General features: G+C 45.7%; 26 protein-coding genes. 10 read left to right on the top strand and 16 right to left on the bottom strand.

The genetic code is table 11. The features are described 5' to 3' along the window. Positions 1-182 precede the first annotated feature (182 nt). Entirely contained in the window at positions 183-1,049 is an 867-nt protein-coding gene (locus tag HLM86_RS16580) for a YicC/YloC family endoribonuclease (RefSeq protein ID WP_076589041.1), read from the bottom strand. Positions 1,050-1,191: 142 nt separating this feature from the next. On the opposite strand from HLM86_RS16580, the gene rph reads away from it, so the two are divergent. After that, positions 1,192-1,908, top strand: coding sequence for a ribonuclease PH (gene rph, locus HLM86_RS16575; RefSeq protein ID WP_076589040.1), 717 nt, complete (start codon positions 1,192-1,194; stop codon positions 1,906-1,908). 87 nt (positions 1,909-1,995) lie between these two features. Next, complete coding sequence (gene pyrE / locus HLM86_RS16570; RefSeq protein ID WP_076589039.1) at positions 1,996-2,637, top strand: orotate phosphoribosyltransferase; 642 nt, start codon at positions 1,996-1,998, stop codon at positions 2,635-2,637. Between the two features lie 70 nt (positions 2,638-2,707). Here pyrE and lpxM read toward each other — a convergent pair whose 3' ends face one another. The 4 genes from lpxM to coaBC all read right to left on the bottom strand — a co-directional run bounded on the left by lpxM (position 2,708) and on the right by coaBC (position 6,534). Continuing rightward, on the bottom strand, positions 2,708-3,667 hold the full coding sequence (gene lpxM / locus HLM86_RS16565; RefSeq protein ID WP_076589038.1) for a lauroyl-Kdo(2)-lipid IV(A) myristoyltransferase: 960 nt from the start codon (positions 3,665-3,667) through the stop codon (positions 2,708-2,710). 16 nt (positions 3,668-3,683) lie between these two features. Further along, complete coding sequence (lpxL, locus tag HLM86_RS16560; RefSeq protein ID WP_076589037.1) at positions 3,684-4,634, bottom strand: LpxL/LpxP family Kdo(2)-lipid IV(A) lauroyl/palmitoleoyl acyltransferase; 951 nt, start codon at positions 4,632-4,634, stop codon at positions 3,684-3,686. A gap of 5 nt (positions 4,635-4,639) precedes the next feature. Then, positions 4,640-5,230 carry a nucleoid occlusion factor SlmA gene (gene slmA / locus HLM86_RS16555; protein ID WP_076589036.1) on the bottom strand — a complete coding sequence of 197 codons (591 nt, stop codon included), beginning with the start codon at positions 5,228-5,230 and terminating at the stop codon, positions 4,640-4,642. A 98-nt stretch (positions 5,231-5,328) separates the two neighbouring features. Then, a complete protein-coding gene (gene coaBC / locus HLM86_RS16550) occupies positions 5,329-6,534 on the bottom strand; it encodes a bifunctional phosphopantothenoylcysteine decarboxylase/phosphopantothenate--cysteine ligase CoaBC (protein WP_170883198.1) in 1,206 nt (401 codons plus the stop codon). A gap of 242 nt (positions 6,535-6,776) precedes the next feature. On the opposite strand from coaBC, the gene radC reads away from it, so the two are divergent. From radC to mutM, 5 genes are all read left to right on the top strand, one after another. Next, a complete protein-coding gene (radC, locus tag HLM86_RS16545; protein WP_254868836.1) occupies positions 6,777-7,439 on the top strand; it encodes a RadC family protein in 663 nt (220 codons plus the stop codon). Positions 7,440-7,720: 281 nt separating this feature from the next. Further along, positions 7,721-7,957 (top strand): 50S ribosomal protein L28, encoded by a 237-nt coding sequence (gene rpmB / locus HLM86_RS16540; protein ID WP_076589033.1) that lies wholly within the window; start codon positions 7,721-7,723, stop codon positions 7,955-7,957. A gap of 13 nt (positions 7,958-7,970) precedes the next feature. After that, positions 7,971-8,141 (top strand): 50S ribosomal protein L33, encoded by a 171-nt coding sequence (rpmG, locus tag HLM86_RS16535; protein WP_004410866.1) that lies wholly within the window; start codon positions 7,971-7,973, stop codon positions 8,139-8,141. 176 nt (positions 8,142-8,317) lie between these two features. Next, positions 8,318-8,803, top strand: a complete 486-nt coding sequence (locus HLM86_RS16530; RefSeq protein WP_170883200.1) for a hypothetical protein — start codon at positions 8,318-8,320, stop codon at positions 8,801-8,803. A 29-nt stretch (positions 8,804-8,832) separates the two neighbouring features. Next, the gene (gene mutM / locus HLM86_RS16525) at positions 8,833-9,639 is read left to right on the top strand and encodes a bifunctional DNA-formamidopyrimidine glycosylase/DNA-(apurinic or apyrimidinic site) lyase (protein WP_170883202.1); all 807 of its coding nucleotides are present in this window, start codon (positions 8,833-8,835) and stop codon (positions 9,637-9,639) included. Positions 9,640-9,663: 24 nt separating this feature from the next. On the opposite strand, the gene coaD is transcribed toward mutM, so the two are convergent. Next, positions 9,664-10,158 (bottom strand): pantetheine-phosphate adenylyltransferase, encoded by a 495-nt coding sequence (gene coaD / locus HLM86_RS16520; RefSeq protein ID WP_076589030.1) that lies wholly within the window; start codon positions 10,156-10,158, stop codon positions 9,664-9,666. A gap of 109 nt (positions 10,159-10,267) precedes the next feature. On the opposite strand from coaD, the gene HLM86_RS16515 reads away from it, so the two are divergent. Continuing rightward, entirely contained in the window at positions 10,268-11,305 is a 1,038-nt protein-coding gene (locus HLM86_RS16515; RefSeq protein WP_170883204.1) for a glycosyltransferase family 9 protein, read from the top strand. A gap of 33 nt (positions 11,306-11,338) precedes the next feature. On the opposite strand, the gene HLM86_RS16510 is transcribed toward HLM86_RS16515, so the two are convergent. Both HLM86_RS16510 and HLM86_RS16505 read right to left on the bottom strand, forming a co-directional pair. Continuing rightward, positions 11,339-12,124, bottom strand: a complete 786-nt coding sequence (locus tag HLM86_RS16510; protein ID WP_170883207.1) for a glycosyltransferase family 2 protein — start codon at positions 12,122-12,124, stop codon at positions 11,339-11,341. Positions 12,125-12,204: 80 nt separating this feature from the next. After that, positions 12,205-13,260, bottom strand: a complete 1,056-nt coding sequence (locus HLM86_RS16505; RefSeq protein WP_076589027.1) for a glycosyltransferase family 9 protein — start codon at positions 13,258-13,260, stop codon at positions 12,205-12,207. 92 nt (positions 13,261-13,352) lie between these two features. On the opposite strand from HLM86_RS16505, the gene HLM86_RS16500 reads away from it, so the two are divergent. Beyond that, complete coding sequence (locus HLM86_RS16500; RefSeq protein ID WP_076589026.1) at positions 13,353-14,078, top strand: 3-deoxy-D-manno-octulosonic acid kinase; 726 nt, start codon at positions 13,353-13,355, stop codon at positions 14,076-14,078. Beyond that, complete coding sequence (locus HLM86_RS16495; protein ID WP_170883346.1) at positions 14,068-15,042, top strand: WavE lipopolysaccharide synthesis family protein; 975 nt, start codon at positions 14,068-14,070, stop codon at positions 15,040-15,042. Before HLM86_RS16500 ends, HLM86_RS16495 begins: the two co-directional genes overlap by 11 nt. On the opposite strand, the gene HLM86_RS16490 is transcribed toward HLM86_RS16495, so the two are convergent. The 8 genes from HLM86_RS16490 to waaF are packed head-to-tail and all read right to left on the bottom strand — an operon-like array spanning position 15,016 to position 22,809. Beyond that, a complete protein-coding gene (locus tag HLM86_RS16490) occupies positions 15,016-15,942 on the bottom strand; it encodes a WavE lipopolysaccharide synthesis family protein (RefSeq protein ID WP_076589024.1) in 927 nt (308 codons plus the stop codon). The two genes, HLM86_RS16495 and HLM86_RS16490, sit on opposite strands and share 27 nt — an antisense overlap. Further along, the gene (locus HLM86_RS16485) at positions 15,936-16,682 is read right to left on the bottom strand and encodes a glycosyltransferase family 2 protein (protein ID WP_076589023.1); all 747 of its coding nucleotides are present in this window, start codon (positions 16,680-16,682) and stop codon (positions 15,936-15,938) included. The genes HLM86_RS16490 and HLM86_RS16485 overlap by 7 nt, the downstream gene beginning before the upstream one ends. Then, on the bottom strand, positions 16,679-18,265 hold the full coding sequence (locus HLM86_RS16480) for a glycosyltransferase family protein (RefSeq protein ID WP_076589022.1): 1,587 nt from the start codon (positions 18,263-18,265) through the stop codon (positions 16,679-16,681). Before HLM86_RS16480 ends, HLM86_RS16485 begins: the two co-directional genes overlap by 4 nt. Next, positions 18,256-18,636, bottom strand: coding sequence for an HAD-IIIC family phosphatase (locus HLM86_RS16475; protein ID WP_076589021.1), 381 nt, complete (start codon positions 18,634-18,636; stop codon positions 18,256-18,258). Before HLM86_RS16475 ends, HLM86_RS16480 begins: the two co-directional genes overlap by 10 nt. Next, complete coding sequence (gene waaA / locus HLM86_RS16470; RefSeq protein WP_076589020.1) at positions 18,633-19,913, bottom strand: lipid IV(A) 3-deoxy-D-manno-octulosonic acid transferase; 1,281 nt, start codon at positions 19,911-19,913, stop codon at positions 18,633-18,635. The genes HLM86_RS16475 and waaA overlap by 4 nt, the downstream gene beginning before the upstream one ends. Continuing rightward, a complete protein-coding gene (locus HLM86_RS16465) occupies positions 19,910-20,698 on the bottom strand; it encodes a glycosyltransferase family 32 protein (protein WP_076589019.1) in 789 nt (262 codons plus the stop codon). Before HLM86_RS16465 ends, waaA begins: the two co-directional genes overlap by 4 nt. A gap of 59 nt (positions 20,699-20,757) precedes the next feature. Beyond that, entirely contained in the window at positions 20,758-21,774 is a 1,017-nt protein-coding gene (locus tag HLM86_RS16460) for a glycosyltransferase family 9 protein (RefSeq protein WP_170883208.1), read from the bottom strand. Between the two features lie 6 nt (positions 21,775-21,780). Beyond that, positions 21,781-22,809, bottom strand: coding sequence for a lipopolysaccharide heptosyltransferase II (gene waaF, locus HLM86_RS16455; protein WP_170883210.1), 1,029 nt, complete (start codon positions 22,807-22,809; stop codon positions 21,781-21,783). Positions 22,810-22,815 lie beyond the last annotated feature (6 nt).

Genomic DNA, 22,815 nt, shown 5'->3' with positions numbered 1-22,815 from the left:
ATGAGCGAGAGCTTAATCCTAGAACCAAGACGGCAAAGATCCTTCCCTAGAGTCGTAAAGAAAAAGCCAAGTAGATACCCTAGAAAGAACAATGCCGCTCATCTTAAGTGAACGGCATTAGGGCTTATTGCCCTTATTTCTTTTCTGTTCTTCAATGTAAAATAACCAATAGATAAAAGTGATTACTCAATATTCTGGATCTGTTCGCGCATCTGCTCAATCAACACTTTCAGCTCCACGCCAGATGCGGTGATGTCAGTGCTGATAGACTTGGATGCGAGCGTGTTCGATTCACGGTTGAACTCTTGCATCATAAAGTCGAGTTTACGGCCACAGGCGCCGCCTTTGTTCAATACGGCGTAGGCTTCCTTGACATGAGAGTCGAGACGGTCCAGCTCTTCTGCTACGTCGGACTTCTGCGCCAGAAGGATCAGTTCTTGTTCAACCCGTGCAGCATCCAGTTCGATCTTGGCATCTTCAAACTTAGAAAACAGGCGTTCGCGTTGCCACTCTAAAATCTCTGGCATGCGAATGCGGACTTTTGCTACTTCTTCTGTGATGGCATCCAAGCGCTGCGTGATCAGTGCTTTCATGTTTTCGCCTTCGCGCCCTCGGGCTTCAACAAACTCAGACACCGCTTGATCAAACGCCGTCAGGAGGTCTTTGTTGACTGTGTCCATGTCTTGCTCAGGTGTTTCCATCACACCCGGCCAATTCATAACCTGAAATGGGTTAAGACGGCTGTCTTCGCCTGTCATCGTCATGATTTGGTTGGCCGCGTTGATCACTTGTTGTGCGAGATCTTGGTTGATGTTCAACTCGCCTTTGGCGGCAGGGTTAGCGACAAAGCGCAGCGCGCACTCTACCTTTCCGCGAGCAAGGCGCTTGCGAAAGCGCTCTCTTAATACGGGCTCTAAACCACGAAACTGCTCTGGTAAGCGGAAATAGGTTTCAAGATAGCGTTGATTTACGCTACGAATTTCCCATACTGCGGTGCCCCAATCGCCTTTCACTTCTTTACGTGCGTAGGCTGTCATACTGTAGATCATCGAATTTTCCTGTTTTATCATCTTTGAAAATAACGCGCGCTCATACTAGCATAGATTGCAGACGGATAGCTTTGCTTGGCAAACTTCGCTATAATCCTGCCCCAAACCAAACCGTCTCCCCCTTCAGATAAGGCAGATGTCCATGCGTCCAAATGACCGCAAGGCGGATCAAATTCGCCCAATTAAAATTACCCGTAACTATACTGCTTATGCAGAAGGCTCTGTGCTGGTTGAGTTCGGTAATACGAAAGTGCTGTGCAACGCGACCGTTGAAGAAAACGTACCGCGATGGTTAAAAGGCCAAGGCAAGGGCTGGGTAACGGCAGAATATGGCATGCTGCCGCGCTCTACGCATTCACGTATGCGTCGTGAAGCCGCCAGTGGTAAGCAAGGCGGCCGTACAATGGAAATTCAACGTCTTATTGCAAGAAGCTTGCGCGCTGTTGTTGATTTAGAATCCATGGGTGAAATTATGATGACGGTCGATTGTGATGTCATCCAAGCGGACGGTGGCACACGTACTGCGGCTATTTCAGGCGCAAGTGTTGCTATGGCGGATGCTTTTCAGTACCTGATCGAGAAGGGCAAGTTAAAAGCCAATCCGATGAAAGGTCATGTTGCCGCCGTGTCAGTCGGTATTTTAGGTGACGATATCTTGTGTGATCTTGAATATGTGGAAGATTCGGCCGCCGATACGGATATGAACGTGGTCATGACGGAAGATGGCCGCATGATTGAGGTTCAAGGCACAGCCGAGGGCGAACCCTTTACTCATGATGAGTTAATGGATTTGCTGGCGGTGGCCAAAAGAGGCATTGCCGATATCGTTGAGACTCAGAAGTCCGCACTAGAGAATTGATGGATAAGATAGCTTCCCGCAAAGGAAGCTATTTTTTTGCCTGACGATCAGGCATTGAGCGTAAACCTTTATTGTAGAGAGAAAATCATGAAAGCATACCAGCGTGAATTTATTGAGTTCGCACTAGAAAAAGAAGTTCTTAAATTTGGTGAATTTACCTTAAAGTCTGGTCGCAAGAGTCCGTATTTTTTCAACGCTGGCCTGTTCAATACAGGCCGTGATTTGGCGCGCTTAGGTCGATTTTATGCCGCCGCTTTAGCCGACTCAGGCATCGACTTTGATGTTTTATTTGGCCCCGCATATAAGGGCATTCCCATCGCCACGACCACGGCAGTGGCCTTGTCAGATCATCATGATATTGATATGCCATACTGTTTTAACCGTAAGGAAGCCAAAGCGCACGGTGAAGGTGGAAATTTGGTCGGTAGTGCGTTGGAAGGCAAAATCATGTTAGTGGATGATGTGATTACCGCTGGGACGGCCATTCGTGAATCAATGCAAATCATTCAGCAAAACGGGGCCGATTTGGCGGGCGTTTTAGTGGCGATTGATCGTCAGGAAAAAGGCAAGGGCGAATTGTCGGCGATTCAGGAAGTTGAGCGTGATTTTGGTTGTGCGATTATTGCGATTGTAAGCCTCTCGGATTTGATATCTTTCCTTGAAGAGAAAGGAACGGATGCGCAGCATTTAGAGGCGGTCAAAGCCTACCGAATGGATTACGGTGTGTAAGCGTTTCGGATGACGCGCTGTTATATCGTAGAGAAAGGTTGATGTGCTGATGCCATCAACCTTTTTTGCTCTAGTTTTCGTAGAGGCCCTTTCCATCACGTCGCGTTTTCAATAAGGGTAGGTTCCACATATATTGTTCCGGATGTGGTCGAAGTAAATCTTCAATCGCCTGATTCATCGCCCGCGCATCGGTCTCTTCATCTCCCGTTGGGAAATTGTTGAGAGCGGGAAAAATATGGACTTCATATTTGCCAGTGTTGTCATTGTAGGCGGGTAAGACGGGAATGACTTTTGCCTTAGACAAGCGAGCCATTTTTCCAAAGCCTTTTAAAGTGGCTTTTTCGGTGCCAAAGAAAGGGACGTAGACAGAATTGGCCTCACCAAAATCTTCATCCGGCAACCAGTACCCTAGATAGCCGTCTTTTATCGAACGAACAAAGGGTTTCACACCAGCTTCACGGGCGAAGATCCGCCCGCCATATTGCATACGTTGAACATGCATTAGCCAATCGCCAATAGGGTTGCGTTGTGGCTTCATTATGGTGGTGACTTTATAGCCTTTTGCCGCCAACATGACAGCGGGGTAATCGACAGCCCAAGCATGAGGGGCCAAAATGATCACGTTGTCCCCTGCATCAAGCAGTGGCAGAATATTCTCTTCACCTATCATCACACCACGATTCTGGTTGTGCTTGGTCGAACGAACTAAAAACTCAGAATAGCCCAGTAAGTACTGTGCGGCTTTAGCAAAGGTCTGTTCGAGTATGACTTGGTGTTGTTGGGCCGATTTCTCCGGAAAGCAGTACTGTAGATTGACAAGAGCGCGACGAACAACGCGGCCATTTTTTCGTACCACGAAGCGGGACAGTTTACGCGCCAACGCATCGCGCCAACGAAAAGGAATAAAAGCAAAGATCACGGCAAAAGCAATACCGATCCAAGTTCCCCAATGTTTGGGGTGTAAGAAAGCCCATTCAAATGTTGGATTATGCAGATGTTTATCGATGTTGTTTCTATCGTTTTTATCCATAGAGATGGAGCCTATATCATTGATATCTTGTGTTATTTAATGCAGGGTCGGGCATGGACTTAAAGCGCTTGTGCAGCCACATCCACTGTTCTGGAGCTCGCATGATAATCTCTTCGACAAATTTATTCATGTAAGATGCCGCCGCGGTCTCATCTTTTTGTGGGTAGTCTTGTTCGATGGACTTGTTGGCGATGATTTCATAGAGGCCTTCTTTATTGCGAAAGCCCGAGCCGGGAACGATAGCACTCTTACTGGTGTAAGCAAGAATACTGGTGCCTGTTGTAGTACACGCTTCTTTGACAGCAAAGAAAGGCACAAAGACTGACTTATTGTGGCCATAATCTTGATCTGGCAAATAGAAAAGTCGGTGACCTTGGCGCATGACGCGAACCATTTGTTTCATGTTGCGGCGATAGATTAATTGGTTGCCGTTACGACTCCGGCCACGGTACTGAATGAACTCGTACGCTGGGTTGCCGTGTGGACGATAGGCGCCGTAACCGGGTAGCCCCAATACAGCAAACGCGCGAGCGGTGATCTCTAGATTAAGAGCGTGCACACAGCAAAGCAGAACCCCTTTTTTTTCATTGTCTAGTCGCTTCAGCTCATCAATATCTTTCGCGACAAGAATCTGTTTAAAGCGCCACGTTGGCCAAAACCAGGAGATCCCAGTTTCTATCAGTGCCATCCCTGTGTTCTTAAAATTTTCCACAACCATGCTGTCGACTTCTGTGGTTGTCATGTCCGGAAAAGCCAATTCGATATTTCGTGTCGCAATCTTCACGCGAGATTGACCAAATCGCATCCCCACTGCGCCGATACCACGGCCGATTTTAAATAGTATGGAGTAAGGCAGGAGGTTCACGATCAGAGCAAGCAAACCAAAACTGACCCAAATACCCCAATATTTTGGGTGAAGCAGCGAGAGAGTGAATGGAGGTTTTTCGACGCTATTGTTTTTTCTCATAGTGTTTACTTTATTTGTGCGCTTAATAGTGACCAGTAGGCGTCAAAATTTTCGGTTGGCTGATATTTAAAATCTGAGCGGACGAAGCGGTTGAGACTGCCTTCGACTTGACCGAGTAACTGGGCGGCTAAAATACTTTCATCGACGGGGAACGATTTCCCTTCTCTTAACATCCGTTCACGCAGGACTTGGCGAATCGAGGTTTCTATCCGCTCAAACAGTTGGTTGATTCTATCGCGCAGGCGTTCATTTTCAAACATCAATGCATGCCCCGACAGAATGCGTGTTAAACCTGGATTGCGTTCTGCAAAAGCGAGAATCAGCTGAAGGACAAGACGAATACGGGTTAACGTATCTTTTTCTTCGTCCAAAATGCGATTAATGCGTGACATAAGAGATTCTTCAATAAACTCAATCAGACCCTCAAACATACGAGCTTTGCTTGGGAAATGCCGATAAAGGGCAGCTTCAGAGACACCGACTTGCTTGGCGAGCTTTGCCGTGGTGATCCGTGAGGCACCATCGTTGGATTCAAGCATCTGGGCCAGAGCTTGTAGAATCTCTTCTCGGCGATTACTTTTTCTTGTTCCAGCCATAAACGTGTTCCTTTTGTGACCACTGTTGATGCCTTGATATCGGCATCCGTCCCTTAGCGGAACGGAATAGACGAGTTTTTGATGTCAGTATGCGTGATCTAATTGTCTAACTTTTTAGAAATGGTTGTAAGTATTTGCTTCGCAATTTGCCGTTTTGGTGCAAGGGTAAGTGATTGCTCACCTTCTTTCCAGTATAGGTTAATTGCATTCTCATTACTGTTAAAGCCTTGCCCTTTGATTGAGACATCATTGGCGCAAATCATATCGAGGTTTTTCTTTAACAGCTTAGTTCGAGCATAATGCTCTACGTCTTGAGTCTCAGCCGCAAAACCAACCGTAAAAGGGCGGCGCTCAGATAAGTTGGCGACGGCCGCGACAATGTCCGGATTTTTGACCATGGTGATGGTCATTTGTTCGTTGTTGTCGGTTTTTTTAAGTTTCTGCATCGCCGTGGATTCAGGGCGGTAATCCGCCACGGCCGCGCAACTAATAAATACATCGTGCTTGGGAGCATCAGCCATAACGCTTTGGTACATATCCTGTGCGCTGCAGACATCGACACGCTTCACGCCGCAAGGTGTTGGAAGGCTGACTGGCCCACAAATCAAGGTGACTTCTGCTCCAAGCTCTGCGGCGACTTGCGCCAGAGCAAACCCCATTTTACCCGAACTTTGGTTACTCAGATAGCGAACCGGATCGAGAGCTTCCCGTGTTGGGCCAGCTGAAATCAAAAACTGCTTTCCTTGCAAGGGTTGCTCATTCCAAAAGCGTTCGCACAAATCAACAAGGGCCATAGGCTCCAGCATTCTACCGGGGCCAATGTCCCCACAGGCTTGTTCGCCAGAGGCTGGGCCCCAAATTAACATGCCTCGCTTTGCCAGCGTTGTGAGATTATCCTGAGTCGCCTGATTGCGGTACATTTGCTGATTCATTGCGGGAGACACGGCAACCGGTGCTTCTGTGGCCAGCACTAAGGTGGTTAACAAGTCATTACCCATGCCTGCAGCAAGACGAGCAATGAGGTCAGCGGTCGCGGGAGTCAAAAGGATTAAATCTGCCCATTTTGCTAATTCAATATGCCCCATCGACGCTTCAGCGGCGGGATCGAGTAAGCTGTCAGAGACGGGGCGACCGGAAACCGCTTGCATTGTGAGAGGGGTAATAAACTCTTTGGCGGCGTGAGTCAAAACGACTTGCACTTCGGCGCCTCGCTCAATCAGCCGCCGAGTAAGGTCGGCGCATTTATATGCCGCAATACCGCCGCCGATACCCAGTAGGATCTTTTTACCTGCCAGTGTTTGCATAATCACTCATCCTTAGAAAATACTGCGGGTAGATTACCACGCAGCCAACAGAGACTCTAGAAGTGGAAGTGGTCTCTGCTGCCTGAGTCGACCGTCTTTTTTAGTCGGTTTACTTGATAATATACCTGTTAATTACACGGAATCTTTCATTGGCCCTCAGATTTCAATTTTGTGAGCTGCTGGTTTTTTCAGAGTGTATATTCTGAACGGTATCGAATAGGATGGGTTGGGAGAATGGCACTATGCTGCCAAAAGAGTCGATGCCAAGGGAAAAATTACTGAACCAAGGGCCACAATCTCTGACGGATGCAGAGCTGTTGGCCATCTTTTTACGTACAGGCTGTCGGGGCGTGTCTGTATTGCAGTTGGCCGATCATGTCCTTAAAGAGTTTGGTTCTTTGCGCGCGTTGTTTGCCGCCAGCCCCGCAGCGTTCTGCCATCACAGAGGACTTGGCACAGCAAAATATGTTCAGCTTCAAGCGGCAATGGAAATGACACAACGTTTTCTCAATGAAGGACTGGCTCGCGGAGAGACGTTAACCCACCTTGCACAGACGAAATCGTACATTTCGCTCAAGCTGCGAGGTCAGCACAGAGAAATTTTTTATACGCTCTTTCTCGACAGTCACTATCGCTTGATTCACGATGAAGCTCTGTTCTCGGGAACGTTGGACGCCTCTTCTGTTTACCCCAGAGAAGTAGTGAAGAAAGCGTTAGAGTATAACGCCGCTTACTTGATCCTCGCGCATAATCATCCATCTGGGGTGGCGCAGCCCAGTCAGGCGGATCGGAGAATCACCCAGAGAATTGGCGATGCATTGGCGATGGTCGACATTCGTTTACTCGATCATTTTGTGGTTGGCGACGACGAAGTGCTTTCTTTCTCGGAATATGGATGGATTTAAATCTTATTATTGGTTGTGAGTTGTGTGAATTCTGCTACAATCGCCCGACATTTTTTTGAACTTAAATCAGCTCTGCTCAAAAAAAGATCACGAAAACCTTGAAAAAGGATCTGTTCGGGTCTTGAGCAATGCGAGTCAAGTTAGTATAATGCGCGACCTTTGATAGCCTTGTATGGGTTTCCATAACAGCGCTAAACCTCAAACTTCTTGCTTGTTTAGAATTAGAGAGGTTCGGCCACCAAGGTTGATATCGAGCTGAAACGATTTTGGAGAAGACATTCATGTCACGAGTATGCCAAGTAACTGGTAAGCGTCCAGTAACGGGTAACAACCGTTCACACGCACGAAATGCTACTAAGCGTCGTTTTCTGCCGAACCTACAAACTCATCGTTTCTGGGTAGAGAGCGAAAAACGTTTTGTTAAACTACGCCTTACTGCAAAAGGTATGCGCATTATTGATAAGAAGGGCATTGATGCTGTTCTTGTTGATGTACGTGCACGTGGCGAAAACGTTTAAGAGGAAATAGGCAATGGCAAAGAAAGGCGTTCGTGAGAAAATCCGTCTAGTATCTTCCGCAGGTACAGGCCACTTCTACACAACAGATAAGAATAAGCGTAACATGCCAGGCAAATTTGAGATCAAAAAGTTTGATCCAGTAGTTCGCCAGCACGTTATGTACAAAGAAGCTAAAATCAAGTAATTGATTCTTCTTTAATGCTTCCTAATAGAAAGCAGTTCTGAAAACCCAGCGTTCGCGCTGGGTTTTTTATTTTTGTCTGCCTGATGATGACAGGTGTGTGCATCATCTTTGCTCACTATACCCGTCCGCTCTTTTCTGCTACCTTTCTGTAAATGACTGAACAGGAATGTGGAACCATGCCCGTCTCTACCTCTAGGCGCCGTCGCTGGAATAACATTATGATACTGGGCATTATTGCGTTTATCATGCTGCTTAACCTTCCGACCATCATTAAAACCTACTTATTGTCTCCTGATCAGGATACTGAGATCAGCACGAATCCTTATCTTTTGAATCCTTCGGCTCAAGTCAAAGCGATGCATTTTTCTGATTGGTCTGTGGAGCAAGTGAATGGTGATTGGCGTTTGACGTCGCAGAGTCACCTTTCTCCTCAGGAGTTGATTGGACGTTGGACCGGTTTAGTTGGCACGCCTGTTGATCAAGCGACTTTTGACAGTTTAAAGTCGCAATTGATGTCGCCTCAGACGATCGAAGTTTGGTACGTGGATCAGTTAGAGCCCCAGAGAGTAACCCTGTATGTACTGCCTCAATTCTGGTTGTTGAAAAATTGGCAAGAGCGTTGGATTGCTGTTTCAGTTGCGCCCGAATACCTGCTACCTTAAGTCTTACTTTTCTTTGTTGTGGATGACATATGCCTGAATTACCCGAAGTTGAGGTCAGTCGCATGGGGATCTCTCCTCATCTGACTGGACAAACCATCGCTAAATTGACCATTCGAACGCCAAAATTGCGTTGGGACATTCCAACAGCGCTCAAAAAGATGGAAGGTCAGGTGATTCGTCATATATCGCGCCGAGCAAAGTATCTGTTCATCGAAACCGATGCAGGCAGTGCGCTGGTGCATTTGGGGATGTCGGGCTCTTTACGAATTTTGGATGCTGAGATTGAGCCGGGTAAACATGACCATGTCGACCTCAAGCTGACGAACGGGAAAGTCCTTCGTTATAATGACCCCAGACGATTCGGTGCTTGGCTTTGGACAGAAGATAATGATCATGAGGCCTTAAGGAATATGGGCCCTGAACCCCTGACTGATGCCTTTTGTTCCGATTATATCGCCCAAAAAGCCAAAGGCAGGCGAGTGGCGGTTAAGCAATTTATCATGGATAACAAAGTCGTGGTTGGTGTGGGTAATATCTATGCCAATGAATCCTTATTTAGTGCTCGAATCCATCCGTTAAGCCCTGCTGGGGTAATCACATTGAACCAATGGCAGCGTTTAGTTCTGGAGATTAAGCAGGTGCTAGAAACGGCCATCAAACAAGGTGGTACAACGTTAAAAGACTTCGCTCAAGCTGATGGAAAACCGGGGTATTTCGCGCAAGAGCTGCAAGTTTATGGCAAAGCAGGGCACCCCTGTTCCCATTGCGGGGCCGTGATTCAAGAGCAGAAAGTTGGCCAGAGAAACACCTTTTTCTGTAACGTTTGCCAGAAATAAACGCAGCCCCACCAACGTCTGAGCTTATATGTGTGCTTTATGCTTGAGAGCCTTGGCAACCACTGGAGGCACAAAGTTGGTGACGTCGCCACCGTGAATCGCGACTTCTCGAACAATCGTGGATGAAATAAAAGCATGTTCTTCAGAAGGAGTGAGAAACACGCTTTCCAAACCGGGCATGAGTCGGCGATACATGTTGGTCAAGCCGAATTCGTATTCAAAGTCGACAGTGGTGCGTAAGCCACGTATCAGGACGTTAGCGTTTTCTTGTTGGGCAAAGTCAACCATGAGGCCGGCAAACCCTTTTGAACTGACGTTATCTAAATGTTGAGTGACTTTATCAGCAAAGGCGACCCGTTCATCCAGCGTAAACATCGTGTTTTTGCTTGGACTCGCTGCCACGGCAATAATGACTTCATCAAACATGTCAGCCGCTCGTTCAATCAAATCTAAATGGCCATTGGTAATGGGATCAAAGGTACCAGGGTAAACCACTCGGGATAGGCGTTTTTTACTCACAGTCAGTTCTCAAAGGCTTTGTTATCTCGCTTAATGGTAACAAAAAAGGCTCACATTTACCCAGCTAAGCCGTTATTATTGATAACAAAGATGGGACTTGGAAGACGGAATGAAAAAGATACTTGTCGTACGTAACGATAAAATTGGGGATTTTATGTTGGCTTGGCCCAGTTTTGCTATGCTGAAGGCATCCCTGCCTGACTGTCAGGTTACCGCCTTGGTCCCCGCTTATACGGTCGCTCTAGCCAAACGGTGTCCTTGGATTGATCACGTGATGGTCGATCCTACACAAGGCAGTTCAACACAGGAGAAAGCCGCTCTCGTTGAACAAATCAAAGCCGCACAGTTTGATGCGTCGATCAATCTCTTTTCAACCACTTACAATGCCAAACTTGTCTGGAAGGCGAAAATACCTTATCGACTGGCGCCTGCAACGAAGTTCGCTCAAATTTTTTATAATCACCGTGTTAGACAAAAACGTTCTCAATCGTTACAGCCAGAGTATGAATATAATCTCGATCTGATTCGCGCTTTTATTACACACCTCGGAAAAGAAGTCGTGGAGCCCAGTGCGCCTTACTTATCCTTTAATCACAGGGAGTTGGAAGGCCAAAAAGCACAATTGGCACAACATCTAGATTTGAATCTCAGTAATAAATGGGTATTTGTTCATGCAGGCAGTGGTGGTTCTGCGAACAACTTGTCTCTTGAACAATACGCGCACTTGATAAGCGGGATGACGGGAGTTTTTGATGTGGTACTGACGGCCGGCCCAGGAGAGGAGCAAAAAGCGATAGAACTCAAATGCTTGATGGAGTCTAGGGGGCTCAAGGCGGCAGTCTATTCAAAAAATGATGGGTTGGTCGACTTTTCTCGTTCTATTGCCTGTGCAGATTTATTTATTGCCGGTTCAACAGGGCCGTTGCACATTGCCGCCGCGATTGATATTCCGACCGTTGGTTTCTTCCCAAGTAAGCGTTCGGCAACGCCGCTTCGCTGGAAACCCATTAACTCAGAAGGCCGGCATATTGCCTTTTGTCCACCCAAGTCGACAAATAAAGCCAGTCAGGAAAATATGGCACGTATTGATGTCGAACAGGTCATTCAACGACTCGCACCTTGGGCTAAGACATTTTTATCACTCTAACAGAACACCGCCTGAGTCGGCGGGCGTCAATCTCTAATAGGTGTCGGGCATTTTAGCGGTTTCTGTGCGTACCCAAAGATCAGCATATTTGACGAACGTTGAATGAGCGGACAGCACCGATAACAGAAAGCCTTGTCTGCCATCGAGAAAACCCGCCTTAAAGACGTACATTTTCAAGAAGCAGCCCAATGCGTGCAAGATACCCTGAGACAGACTGCTCTTTTTGCCTTTTTTCTCGCGCTGTTCTGCCCAAGCTTTAGCATAACCCGCAGATTTAACCAAATAATGATTGATGTCGTTGTAAGTGAAGTGGATCAAATCCCCCTGAAGGGTTTTCACTTCCATCTGGGGAGCAACTTCGACTTTCTCGTGTACCAAAGCATCGTTATATTGAGTTAACTGAGTTGGGTACAGACGCAGAACCCGATCGGGATACCAGCCGCAGTGACGGATATAGCGGCCAAAGACCCAACTCAAGCGAGCTGCCTGATAGACAGTCTCTGGTTTATTTTCTTTAATGGCACTCAGGATACTTAGTTTTAGTTCCGGAGTAACACGTTCATCGGCATCGAGCCAAAGAACATAATCAGAGGTCACATGAGATTGCGCGAGGCGTCGCTGTTGCCCAAAACCTGGCCATTCAGCATTGACGAAAAATTTATCTGTATAGCTGCGGGCGATGTCTTCGGTTTGGTCAGTGCTGCCTGAATCGAGGATAACAATCTCATCCACCCATTCATAAACGGTGTCCAAGCACGCTTTTAGGTGCTGGGCTTCATTTTTTACAATCAAGGCGACTGCGATGGTAGGCATACTCAAGTGGGAACCCCATAATGTAGAATTTGGATAGTTGATAGTTGATAGTTGATAGTTGATAGTTGATAGTTGATTGAGCACGGTTAGTGCAAACCAAGTTCAGTAACGACTTTATCAAACATCGCGATAACTTGCTGTGGCAAAATGCGCTGCATCGCGTTTTTATCTTTGACACGAGCACGCCAATTCCTCTTTATTGAAGGCTTTCTGGTTTCTGCTTGAATCGCTTGCTCATAGGCAGAAACGACGTATTGACGATATTGGTATGGCCCTGTTCTCTGCGGGTTGTGATGGGCATACAGCCCGATAACGGGTGTGTTCATCGCATTTGCCATATGAGTCGGTCCTGTGTCTGGTGCGACAACAAGGTCGGCCTTGTCTAACAAAGCAAGCATTTGTTTTAAAGAGCTTTGCCCGACAACATTGATAACAGACGCGTCAGCTTTATCTGCTATTTGCATGGCTAAATCGAGCTCTATTTGTGCAGGGCTGCCCGCCAATATGATATTCCAGCCACCGTTTTCAGCGTACTGAATCAATTCAACATATCCTTGTGCCGTCCAGTTCTTAAACGACTTGCTTGCCGCGGGAACAACGACGAGGTTTCTTTTCTGTGTTGATAATTTTTGTTGCGCCCAGTGCAGGTCGTCATCAGAATATGTTAGAGACCAACGGGGTGTCATGTCTTCTACCCCTAGCGTGTGCCCAAATTCAAGCAATCCATCCAGCACATGTAAAGAATCTGGTGAAGGGACTTTTACATTGGTAAACAGGGTTTGAAAATCTTGACTGCGGATTGAGTCAAAACCCACCTTGTATTTGGCTTTAATTCCCAGCGTTGCGACACTGGCTCTGAATGCGTATTGCATGTGCAAAAGAGCGTCAAACTCTTTGCCTCTTAATGTTTGCCAGAGTTTTTTGTACCCATGCCAACCGTCTTTTTTGTTAAAGACAATGATTTGGATACCAGGCATCCCTTCAAGTAATTTGGCTTCCAGCTTTCCTGTGATCCAAACGATCTCAGTGTGTGGCCATTGGCGCTGAATGGCCTGAACGGCGGCAACCGTATTACAGACGTCTCCGATAGCGGATAAACGCAAAACACACAGAGAATCGGGTGCACAAGGGAAGAGGCTCATAAATCTATCTTTCTGTTAGCAATGGTTGAGATTATGCAGAGCTGTACATTAAATGTAAAATGACGGTTCATATTAAATCAGAGAAATCGAACATGAAAACTGTGTCGTTCGCTAACCAAACCATTTGGTACGACGAAAACTTGTTGAGCGAAGAGCCACAGCACGTATTTGAGCCTGAATTTTGGCATCAAAAAGGAAGAGTGCTGGGGGAAGCTCAAGGACGTGGGACCACTTGGTTTGTGCAAACGGAAACCGTTGACGCCGCCTTACGCCATTATTTCCGCGGTGGTTTATTCGGTAAGTTGGTGGCTGATAGCTATTGGTTCTCAGGTTGGAATAGAACGCGTAGTTTTCAAGAGCTTATGCTGTTAAATACTCTGACTAAAGCGGGGGTGAATGTTCCCCGTCCCATCGCCGCTCGAGCGGTACGTACAGGGTTTACGTACACTGCCGACATATTGAGTGAGAAAGTTCCCCACGGGCGGGATCTTGTTTCTAGGCTGGTAGAGAGCGCTCTTTCTCACGAGGTTTACCGAAACATAGGACGAGAAATCCGGAAAATGCATGATGCTCAGGTGAATCATACTGACCTTAACATTCACAATATTCTGCTTAACTCACACAGTGAGGTATGGATAATCGATTTTGATAAGTGTTTCCAGCAAGATGGAGAGCATTGGAAGTCTGGTAATTTAGACAGGCTAAGGCGTTCGTTTGAGAAAGAGCGAATGAAACGCGCGATTCATTGGGAGAGCGATGACTTTAACGCGTTGAAAATAGGGTATGCAGAGAGTGATAAAAAACAAAATGAACTTTGAAGATATTACCTTTGTTATTCAGGGGCCGATCATGCCCAGCGTCACTCAACGTTCGATCGATACAATACGCAATACCTTTCCTAAAAGCCATGTCATTGTGTCGACTTGGGAAGGGGCGGACACGAGCCAGCTTACTGCAGATGAAACGATATTAAGCCAAGACCCGGGTTCTACCGTGTTTGTTTATAGTAAAAAGGATCAAGCGATTCCGGTGAATATTAATCGACAAATCGTGTCGACATTAGCGGGCCTATTGAAAGTTAAGACCAAGTATGCGGTAAAGCTCAGAGCGGATAATGTTTTACATAAGACAACCGTAATAGACTTATTCGAACAGTATCAAGACAGAGAGACTCAATATGCCTTTTTGAACCAGCGGCTGATTTGTTCTAACTATTTTGCCAAAGAATATGAAAGGGGGTTAAAAGTCCCTTACTTTTACTCAGACTTTTTTCAGTTTGGGGAAACGGAAGATCTCATTACCGTTTGGCGGCAGCCTCACTATGAGGATTATTCATTCAATACAGCACTGGCAGGTAAAAAACAGCACGCTGATTATCCAAACGATAGCGTTAATGTCGAGCAAAAAATTTGGAGTCACTTTGCAAACCAATTTCTCCCAGCACGCCTTACAGATGAACATGCTTCCAAGTACGATCGAGAGAATTCTCATAAAGTCATGATCAATAATCTTGTGATTGTGGATGGCGATGTACTTGGCTTAGAAGTCCCTAAGCGCCTTCGGCAGCATAATGGTTATCCTTTCCATTTTTATACTTATCATCGTTGGCAATGGTTATATGAAAAGGAGTTTCACGTAGATCTTAAGGTTCCTATTGGTTTCAAATTAGCTTGGACTATCGCCACCTTTGTCAAAACGATACAAAAGGGCTTGAGAATCAAAATAAAGAAGCAAGCTCGCAAGTCTATGCTGAGCTTAAAGGTTACGAAGACCTCTGATTAGCTTACCAGTGTGGAACTTATAAAAACGTAGCGCTCTTTTCATATCCAACGGTTGAGGAGCCACTCCGGTTAAATAAAGCCAGTCTTTTAGGTCATATTCTAACGCAAGATTACCACGTTTATAGAATCGTTCGGTCACATCCAGCCCTAGGTTTTCTGGTTGATCCACGATAAGATTACTGGCGATAAATGATGTCCAAAAATGTGCGTCTAAGCCTGCGGAATCTCCCGCTTTGGTATTGATATGATGATCTTTCCCGATAAGTCGGGAAAGCCAACGTAGGCATAAAAATTGTTCAGTTGCGGGGTATCTAGACTTGTACCCAACGTTTTTGCTAAAGCGGAGTTCGGGTATGAGTTGCTCGTCCCAGAGGCTAAGTAGGTCTTGTGTTTCACCAAAGTCAAACAAGTCACTTTTGTGAAAGTGCACCGTTTTTCCCACATGAGATGAAATGAAGAAGGCGCTACTGGTGACGATTCGTGAATTCAGAAAATCAAAACCTGTCTGCTTTGGCTGATGCGCGTATTGCTCAAACAATCTGACAAAGCCTTGGCCAGTTAATTTGTTGTCCGTTCTCAGCTTTGCAGCATAAGGTGTCGTAACGGCTTTTAAGCCAGCATGGGTGCTGTATATCTGACGATTGTTATTGAGTTTGAGTTGTTGTTCATCCTGCCAGATATAATTGGGTCCAGGATCGTCCAGTTCAATCACTTTATCGGTGTCTAAGCCGGTGAAGTTTTGTCCTTTCCAAGTCGAAAGAATAATGGTCGACCTTGGAAAAAATTGGCGTATCGACATCAGGCACTGTTCTGTGATTCCCGTTAATTGCTTTCTTTCATCACTGCCTTGAACAGGGCCTTGGACGACAAAGCTAATGTCTTGATCTGAAATTGTCATGATTTATTCGGTTGATTTAAAAAGTCAGTATATTCGCTAGGAACACCACAGAAAACAACCTCGTTTCGTTCAATGAGGTGATAATCTACCCTAAATCCTTTCTCTATCAAAAGGTTGTAGAGGGGCGCAATGTAGAGTTCGCCTTTCTCCCACTCGGTTTGAGGCTTAGCTAAGTATTGGTAGTAAATATCTAAGTAATCTTGTTTTTGTCCAAAATGATACAGACCTGTGCTGCAAAGATCAGAAATAGGATTCTTTTCAGCCGTTTGAACCACTTGTGTGGAATCGGGTGATTTCGGTTTCGCGAAAGACCAGTTATCGCCACTCCCTTTAAATACTTCTAAGTATCCATTGCTTGTGGAGGCCAGATCAGGAAACTCAAAATCAGGTCGAAACGTGTCAATATTGAACACAGTGATCGGGCCGGTATAACCATGACCTTGTTTTTCTAACTGCTCCAGACCGAGCGTGACCGTTTCAGCCTGACCTCGTGTCTCTTCTGTGAGAGTCGCGATATAAAATTCAGAAATACCTAATTGTTTCGCTTTTTGGCTCACGAATTCAGGGGTATCAAACACATCTTTTACAATAAAAAGAAAAGGCAAAGCGGAGAAATAGCGACAAAAGCTTTTCACTGAGTGTTCAAACAGCGTTTCACCGTGTGCTTCAAGCATGTACTTAGGTTTATTATAACCCGCTTTGAAAAAGCGCGAGCTCATGCCCGCCATCGGAATTACGATCATTGTTTTAGCCTAAGGAGAATTTGATGGAGACGAAATGCATTGGCAAACAGTGCGTTCTGGCGCAAAGGGTTGTCTGCGTGCAGTGGTAGCATTGAAAGAAAAAGTTGTATTTGCATAGCATAGAGATTTTTTGCTGAAAGCCCAAATTCTTTTTCGACCAGCTCAATGAAGGCCTGTTGCGTTTCTTTGTGTCGATTTTCGCCAGCAATATCAAATGAAATGGCGTCTTCGTTGATGTCGACGTCGAAGTAGCCTGCAATGATCCAGTCATAGAGGCCTAAAACGGAATGACTGAGCTTTGCAATATCGTATCGCAAGTCACCGTAGAGTGTCTTTTCTCCCTCTGGTGTAATGCCGCGGGGATCGATCGTTTTGACTTTACTTGCTCGAAAATCATAAAGAATATTACTAAAGCAGAAATCCCCATGAAGGACTGTGTCGAGGCTGTGTTGGTTAGGTAGGTGTGTGGCGCTATCGGATAAGATTTCTGAGATTGAGACCATGTCCGAACCATTCAGGCTCCACTTTTGTTCCAGAGTGATCTGGTGTTGGCCGCAATATTCGACAAGTCTTTGTTTGGTTTTAAGACTGAAAAGCTGACTCAACGTATTTGAAGGTGCTTTGCTTGGCGCTTTGTGCTCACGGCATTGCTTCAGAAAGTCAATACAGCTAATGAGTATCTGGCGCCATGTTTGGGAAGGAAGCTTGGCGAAGACAAATAACTCGTTAAGGGCAGTTAAATGCAAATATTCTAGTCGATAGGATATTTTACCATTGTGATCGTTTGTGCCCATAAATTGTGGAATATTGCCGCGCAATGCTGCGGGAAGCGAGGCGAACCAGTTGGCTTCTGCGGCAATCTTTTCACTTTTTGTACTCGATTTTTCAATCCACTTTGGTGTGATTGTGAGCTCATTAAAAGAGCGCTGAGTGGTAAAGTCGGCTTTAGAGCGATAGTAAGTATTAACATGGCCAAAGTCGAGCCAGCCTGATGAGTCGATTGCTGTTAATCCAACCGACTGGTGATATTTGTTCAACCCTTGTATGAAGTTCCACTCACATTGGGTGATGCATTTAATGAGTTCGCGAGGATTACTAAACTTAAAGTATCCGTCGATGATCCTTTGGGCTTCACCTGAAATTGAATGATTGCCGTCATTTAACCAATGCGCACTGTCGTTGGTGAGTACTGCCCAGTGATAGCTGTCTTTTGTGTAAGAAATACTGGCGAGGTCATCCCCAACTGGAAGTTCACGATACAGGGTATCTCCGTAAAGGATATGCAAGGGTTTATCTAGGCCATGGCCTGATAAGTTTAAAGCCGCCACTAAAGAAGCACCAAGACTTAATCCATCGGGTGTAGAAAGTACGGTCACATTCTGGCTATCTAGCCACGTTTTATCAATCGGAGAGATGGTGAAAGATTCGGGGACCGAGAGATAAGTATCTGTACTTTTGGGCGCCAATGACACTTGATGTTGAAATAATCGCTTGTTGCCCAAAGGCAAAAAACTGGGAGGAAGTTGGCCAAACTCAGACTCAAGTTCTTGTCCGATATAGGCACCGGACATGATTAGGAACATGATTTTTCCTTTTCAAACAACTGGTTGATTTCGTCAAAACTTAAGGTTGTGAACTCAGAAGGCCTGACCGCACGGTCGTCGATGTAGAAGCCTTCATGGCCACACCATGGTTTACCGACAATGATTTCATCGTAAGGGACATGATGTTTGTCTAACCACTCTGTAATGATTGGCAAAGTATGAATATTAATTTTGCCGACATTGCCTTCATAGGTGCGCATATTGCGAGCGGTTGCAATGACAATAATAAAGCCTTGCTGTTTGTATGTTTTGATCTGTTCGATCACGTCAAGTCTGGGTAAGACATTTTTGTAATCTGATGTGTTGGCTTGAGTCAATGTTCCATCGAGATCAACGATAAGCTTTTTCATAGAGAGGCACCTTGTTGCAACGTGATATGGTGAATGGTCTTATTCAATGCACCGGAACTGCTTGCTACCACGTGCAAGGCTTTGCTCCCCATAGTCTGGCACGAGTGTGGGGTATTGAGTAAGGCGTAAAGGGCTTGATACAGTTCATCAGCATTGGTCACTACCTGACAGGCATCTTCAGCGATCAGGGATTCCGCAATATCGGTAAAATTATAATAGCTTGGTCCTGTCAAGATAGGTTTCGCCAATGCCGCTGGCTCCAAAAGATTATGCCCACCGACTTTCATTCCGACCAGACTTCCGCCCATAAAGCAAACGTCAGAGGCGCCAATAAGCGTCAACATTTCCCCCATGGTGTTACCAATATAAATCTGAGTGTGTGAATCGATCTCTTGCCCACTGGTGCGTGTCACGGTGTGACCAAGCGAGCTTGACATTTGGGCCACCGATTCAAAGCGTTCAGGATGTCTTGGGACCAAAATAAGTAATGCGTTTGGTAAGGAACGTAGGAGCTGTTCGTGCGCCGAGAGGACGATTTCATCCTCCCCTTTGTGAGTGCTTGCCGCTACCCACACTGGCCTTGTCGTGCCGATAGCGCGTTTTAACTGAATCGCGTCATCTATTGCACCTTGATTAATCTCAATATCAAATTTAATCGAACCAGTGACGGCTAGCCTTTCTTCTGGAAGGCCCAATCGTCGAAACCTTTCCGCATCACTATCATACTGGCACAATACTTGAGTCAATGAGGGCACCATCAAATTGAATAAGGGCCTAACCTTCTGATAACCAGAAAAAGATTTTTCTGAAAGTCGTGCATTAATAATGGTGATGGGAAGACCAGCATTGCGAACATTGATGAGAGTGTTGGGCCATAACTCTGTTTCAATAATCAATAATTGACTGGGACGGACTCTTTTTAAAAATTGTCTGACCGCAAAGCCAAAGTCTATGGGCATATATCTATGCTCAACTAAGTCGCCCAATGATTTTGCTTGTTCAGCACCTGTAGGCGTCGTTGTGGTAAGTAAAATGGTCAACGTAGGGTGTTGCTTTTTTAGCTTTCTGATTAAGGGGGTTGCGGCTATTGTCTCGCCGACTGAGACCGCATGAATCCAAAGCGGTGTTGAGGGGCTATCGAGAGGGTCGGATAACCCGAAATGCTCCTTCCAGCGTTGACCGACACTGGGCTTTCCCGATCTTTTTCTGAAAAGTCCATACAGTAAGACAGGGGCAACTATGGAAAGTAACGCGTTGTATATCAGTCGAATAATCATTTCTTCTTAACAAGTTCATTAGGGTCGATATGAGTCCATTTACCGCGAGGTTTATCGATATACTGAAAATGCTCATTGGTAAAGGTGCCCTGAATACACACAAACTTTCGATCGCGTGAGTTAACATCATCGCGGTCAATTAATAGGTTGTGCAGAACAGTTGGCCCTGTTGAATGGTAGACGCCCATCGACGCCTCGTAATTGTTTACGTTATAAACCGCATTTTCAATGGCTTGCTCTAGAATTGGGTTCTGGGGGGCCGAAGCAATAAAATAATTAGTATAGCGAGAGTTATTGTCGACTTTGATGTAAAGCGAGTCGTGCTCATTGCCCAACAGTTTATCTAGGGACCAGACAACCGTTGCATCAATATCCATGTAGATGCCGCCTTTCTGGTTGAGGACGACGAGGCGCCACAGATCAGCTTGCGCCGCACCATTTGTGAGCCTCGAGTAGGCATCATATACGTCTGGAGAGGCATTTTCTTCGAGGTATTTCCCTCTAGCCTCAGTGCTGACGTAATGGTAGTCACAGTGCAAAGTCAGCATTCGATTGAATAAATAATTAAGATAGACAGGCAGCGCTGCTTGATCAGTAAAATTGGTTTGCCAAATCTGACGCGGAATTCGTCTTGAGCTAGACAATCTTATCTTAGCAGGAGAATAAGCAGGAATGGTAAAACGCTTGTTGGGGAATAGATAATGAAACGGGTACGATAAGATTTTAAAAATATTACCCGTTAGACGGATCATTCGATTGGCGATCAATATCGGTAAGTTGTTCATTGGGCTAATTCTCTTCTTGTTTATACTGATTGTTACAAGACATGATCCATGTCTACAACCTAGTCACTCAGGGCGTCAGTGATAGCTTGTGTTATTTGTTCAGTAGTAGGTATATCGCCATTCGCATTCATGACAACATGATGTTTTTCATACAGAGGCGTGTACCTAAACGGGACCGTGGCATAAAAAATGCCAACACTTGGTGTGTGGGTGGCGATCGCCACGTTTCTAACCCCAGTATCCGGTGCAATCATTAAGGTTGCCTTTGCTGTGAGAGAAACCAGATCTTCAAGAGGTAAGCAGGGCTGAATCTTGAAATTGTTATATTGAGTCAGTTCTTGGAAAAAGTCGCCTTTTTCAAAATCATTTTGTCCTTCAAGGTAGACATGCATATGATGAGGGTGATCTTGTATCGCCTTTTTTAGAACAGAATACATTTGTTCTTTAGTTAAGATTTTGCGCAGCTGAGATGCCCCGTTAAAGTAAAGAATAAATGGGTTCTCGGTGTCTTGCAGTTGGCGATGATCAGGGTAACCAAATTCCAAAGGGCGTGATGGGTTATGTCCCAACAGCTTTAGCGTATCAAGCATGCATTCTACTTCGGGCTGAAAGTCTGAACGAAATACGGCCATATTGAACAGGGGTCCACATAAATAGGGTTTGTAGGGAAAACCTATTTTCAATTTTGCTTTGCTGAGTGCCACCATCCAGTGTGAACGATTGGTGCTGGCTAAGTCGAACAGGATATCTTGCTCGCCCAGCTGTTGTATATTTTTGATTTTATCTTTGAAAGAGGTAGTGGACTTTTTATCTCGACCGGGCATGACAAGGGTACTATCCGCCAAATCGCTGGGAATGCCGTACATATAGTTTGAAACTGCGACTAATGTGATTTTTGCATTAGGAAAAAACTTACGAGCTTCAATCAAAAAAGGTCTGACAATCACCTGATCGCCCAGCGCCGCATGGCGAATCACTGCGATATTTTTGATGTTTTCAGGGCAAAACTCAGTGTGGATAAATTTTCGTGCTTTTTTGGATGCGTAAGCACCACGTTCAAACCAAAGATGTTTCATAAATTATTACTCAATGAATTTTTCTACAGCAGAGATAACTTGGGTGGGCATCAGCTTATTTAAGCAGTCTTGATGACCAAGTGGGCACTCTCGCTTAAAACACGGGCGGCATTCGACGTCATTATGCACCATTGCGAGTTGCTCGGTCAGGGGTGGCGTGTATTTTGGTGAGCTAGAACCATAAATAGCAATGATGTTGCAGCCAACTGCCGCAGACACATGCATCAAACCAGAATCGTTCGATATAACGGTGTGACAAGCCGCGAGAAGATCGACCGCTTCCACTAGTGTCGTCTCGCCCGCTAGATTGAAACAGGCTTTTTGCTGAGATGGCGTCAATGCTGATCGAATCTTCTCGGTGACTTGCTTGTCTTTTACCGAGCCAAACAACCAGACTTGTTGTCCCTTGTTGATAAGATGTTTTGCCAATTCAGCATAATGGGCATCTGGCCAGCGTTTTGCTGGTCCAAACTCAGCGCCGGGGCACAAACCGACAATAGGCGGTTTCAGTGATAATTGTAACCGCTGACAAACCTTCTCTTGTAAAGCCTTGTCAACCCGCAACTGAGGTCTTGGGCACTGTGCTAATGAGACATTTGATTGCATCGCGCTATTTTCTGAAGCTAAAGCCACATAGCGCTCAACCATGTATTGGAACATTCGTTTATCAGTTCTAAGATCAGTCAGTAGGCCATAGCGAAATTCTCCTTTCCACCCCGTTCGTATTGGAATTCCTGCAAACCAAGGGATCAGGGCCGATTTGGCTGAATTGGGCAAAACATAAGCATGGGTATACCCAGATTTTGCGAGCGCTTTACCTAGAGATCGGCGACCAAGAAGGTTGAATTCTCCATGGCCCATTGGCATTTCGAGTGCTTGATTGACTTCAGGCATTCTTTCGAGAATGGGCTTGCACCAAGCTGGAGCGAGCACGTCTATCTTGGCGCTTGGGTGCTGGCGTTTGAGTGTGGTGTATAGGCTTTGCGACATGACCATGTCGCCTACCCAAGACGGGCCGATGATAAGAATTTTCATGTTTGA

The organism is Vibrio ostreicida (assembly GCF_013074385.2).
GTDB classification, from domain to species: Bacteria; Pseudomonadota; Gammaproteobacteria; order Enterobacterales; family Vibrionaceae; genus Vibrio; species Vibrio ostreicida.
Note: the sequence above shows the minus strand (reverse complement) of the source record. Positions and strands in the feature narration are given on the sequence as shown.

Coding starts and splice junctions, on each gene's coding strand:
- HLM86_RS16515 (WP_170883204.1), top strand. CDS start 10,268: ATGAAAAAGATACTTGTCGTACGTAACGATAAAATTGGGGATTTTATG.
- HLM86_RS16465 (WP_076589019.1), bottom strand. CDS start 20,698: ATGAACAACTTACCGATATTGATCGCCAATCGAATGATCCGTCTAACG.
- HLM86_RS16480 (WP_076589022.1), bottom strand. CDS start 18,265: ATGTTCCTAATCATGTCCGGTGCCTATATCGGACAAGAACTTGAGTCT.
- HLM86_RS16505 (WP_076589027.1), bottom strand. CDS start 13,260: ATGAGCCTCTTCCCTTGTGCACCCGATTCTCTGTGTGTTTTGCGTTTA.
- coaBC (WP_170883198.1), bottom strand. CDS start 6,534: ATGCAAACACTGGCAGGTAAAAAGATCCTACTGGGTATCGGCGGCGGT.
- rph (WP_076589040.1), top strand. CDS start 1,192: ATGCGTCCAAATGACCGCAAGGCGGATCAAATTCGCCCAATTAAAATT.
- waaF (WP_170883210.1), bottom strand. CDS start 22,809: ATGAAAATTCTTATCATCGGCCCGTCTTGGGTAGGCGACATGGTCATG.
- HLM86_RS16460 (WP_170883208.1), bottom strand. CDS start 21,774: ATGAAACATCTTTGGTTTGAACGTGGTGCTTACGCATCCAAAAAAGCA.
- lpxL (WP_076589037.1), bottom strand. CDS start 4,634: ATGAGAAAAAACAATAGCGTCGAAAAACCTCCATTCACTCTCTCGCTG.
- mutM (WP_170883202.1), top strand. CDS start 8,833: ATGCCTGAATTACCCGAAGTTGAGGTCAGTCGCATGGGGATCTCTCCT.
- HLM86_RS16475 (WP_076589021.1), bottom strand. CDS start 18,636: ATGAAAAAGCTTATCGTTGATCTCGATGGAACATTGACTCAAGCCAAC.
- rpmG (WP_004410866.1), top strand. CDS start 7,971: ATGGCAAAGAAAGGCGTTCGTGAGAAAATCCGTCTAGTATCTTCCGCA.
- HLM86_RS16580 (WP_076589041.1), bottom strand. CDS start 1,049: ATGATCTACAGTATGACAGCCTACGCACGTAAAGAAGTGAAAGGCGAT.
- HLM86_RS16500 (WP_076589026.1), top strand. CDS start 13,353: ATGAAAACTGTGTCGTTCGCTAACCAAACCATTTGGTACGACGAAAAC.
- slmA (WP_076589036.1), bottom strand. CDS start 5,230: ATGGCTGGAACAAGAAAAAGTAATCGCCGAGAAGAGATTCTACAAGCT.
- HLM86_RS16485 (WP_076589023.1), bottom strand. CDS start 16,682: ATGATCGTAATTCCGATGGCGGGCATGAGCTCGCGCTTTTTCAAAGCG.
- pyrE (WP_076589039.1), top strand. CDS start 1,996: ATGAAAGCATACCAGCGTGAATTTATTGAGTTCGCACTAGAAAAAGAA.
- waaA (WP_076589020.1), bottom strand. CDS start 19,913: ATGATTATTCGACTGATATACAACGCGTTACTTTCCATAGTTGCCCCT.
- rpmB (WP_076589033.1), top strand. CDS start 7,721: ATGTCACGAGTATGCCAAGTAACTGGTAAGCGTCCAGTAACGGGTAAC.
- HLM86_RS16530 (WP_170883200.1), top strand. CDS start 8,318: ATGCCCGTCTCTACCTCTAGGCGCCGTCGCTGGAATAACATTATGATA.
- lpxM (WP_076589038.1), bottom strand. CDS start 3,667: ATGGATAAAAACGATAGAAACAACATCGATAAACATCTGCATAATCCA.
- radC (WP_254868836.1), top strand. CDS start 6,777: ATGCTGCCAAAAGAGTCGATGCCAAGGGAAAAATTACTGAACCAAGGG.
- HLM86_RS16495 (WP_170883346.1), top strand. CDS start 14,068: ATGAACTTTGAAGATATTACCTTTGTTATTCAGGGGCCGATCATGCCC.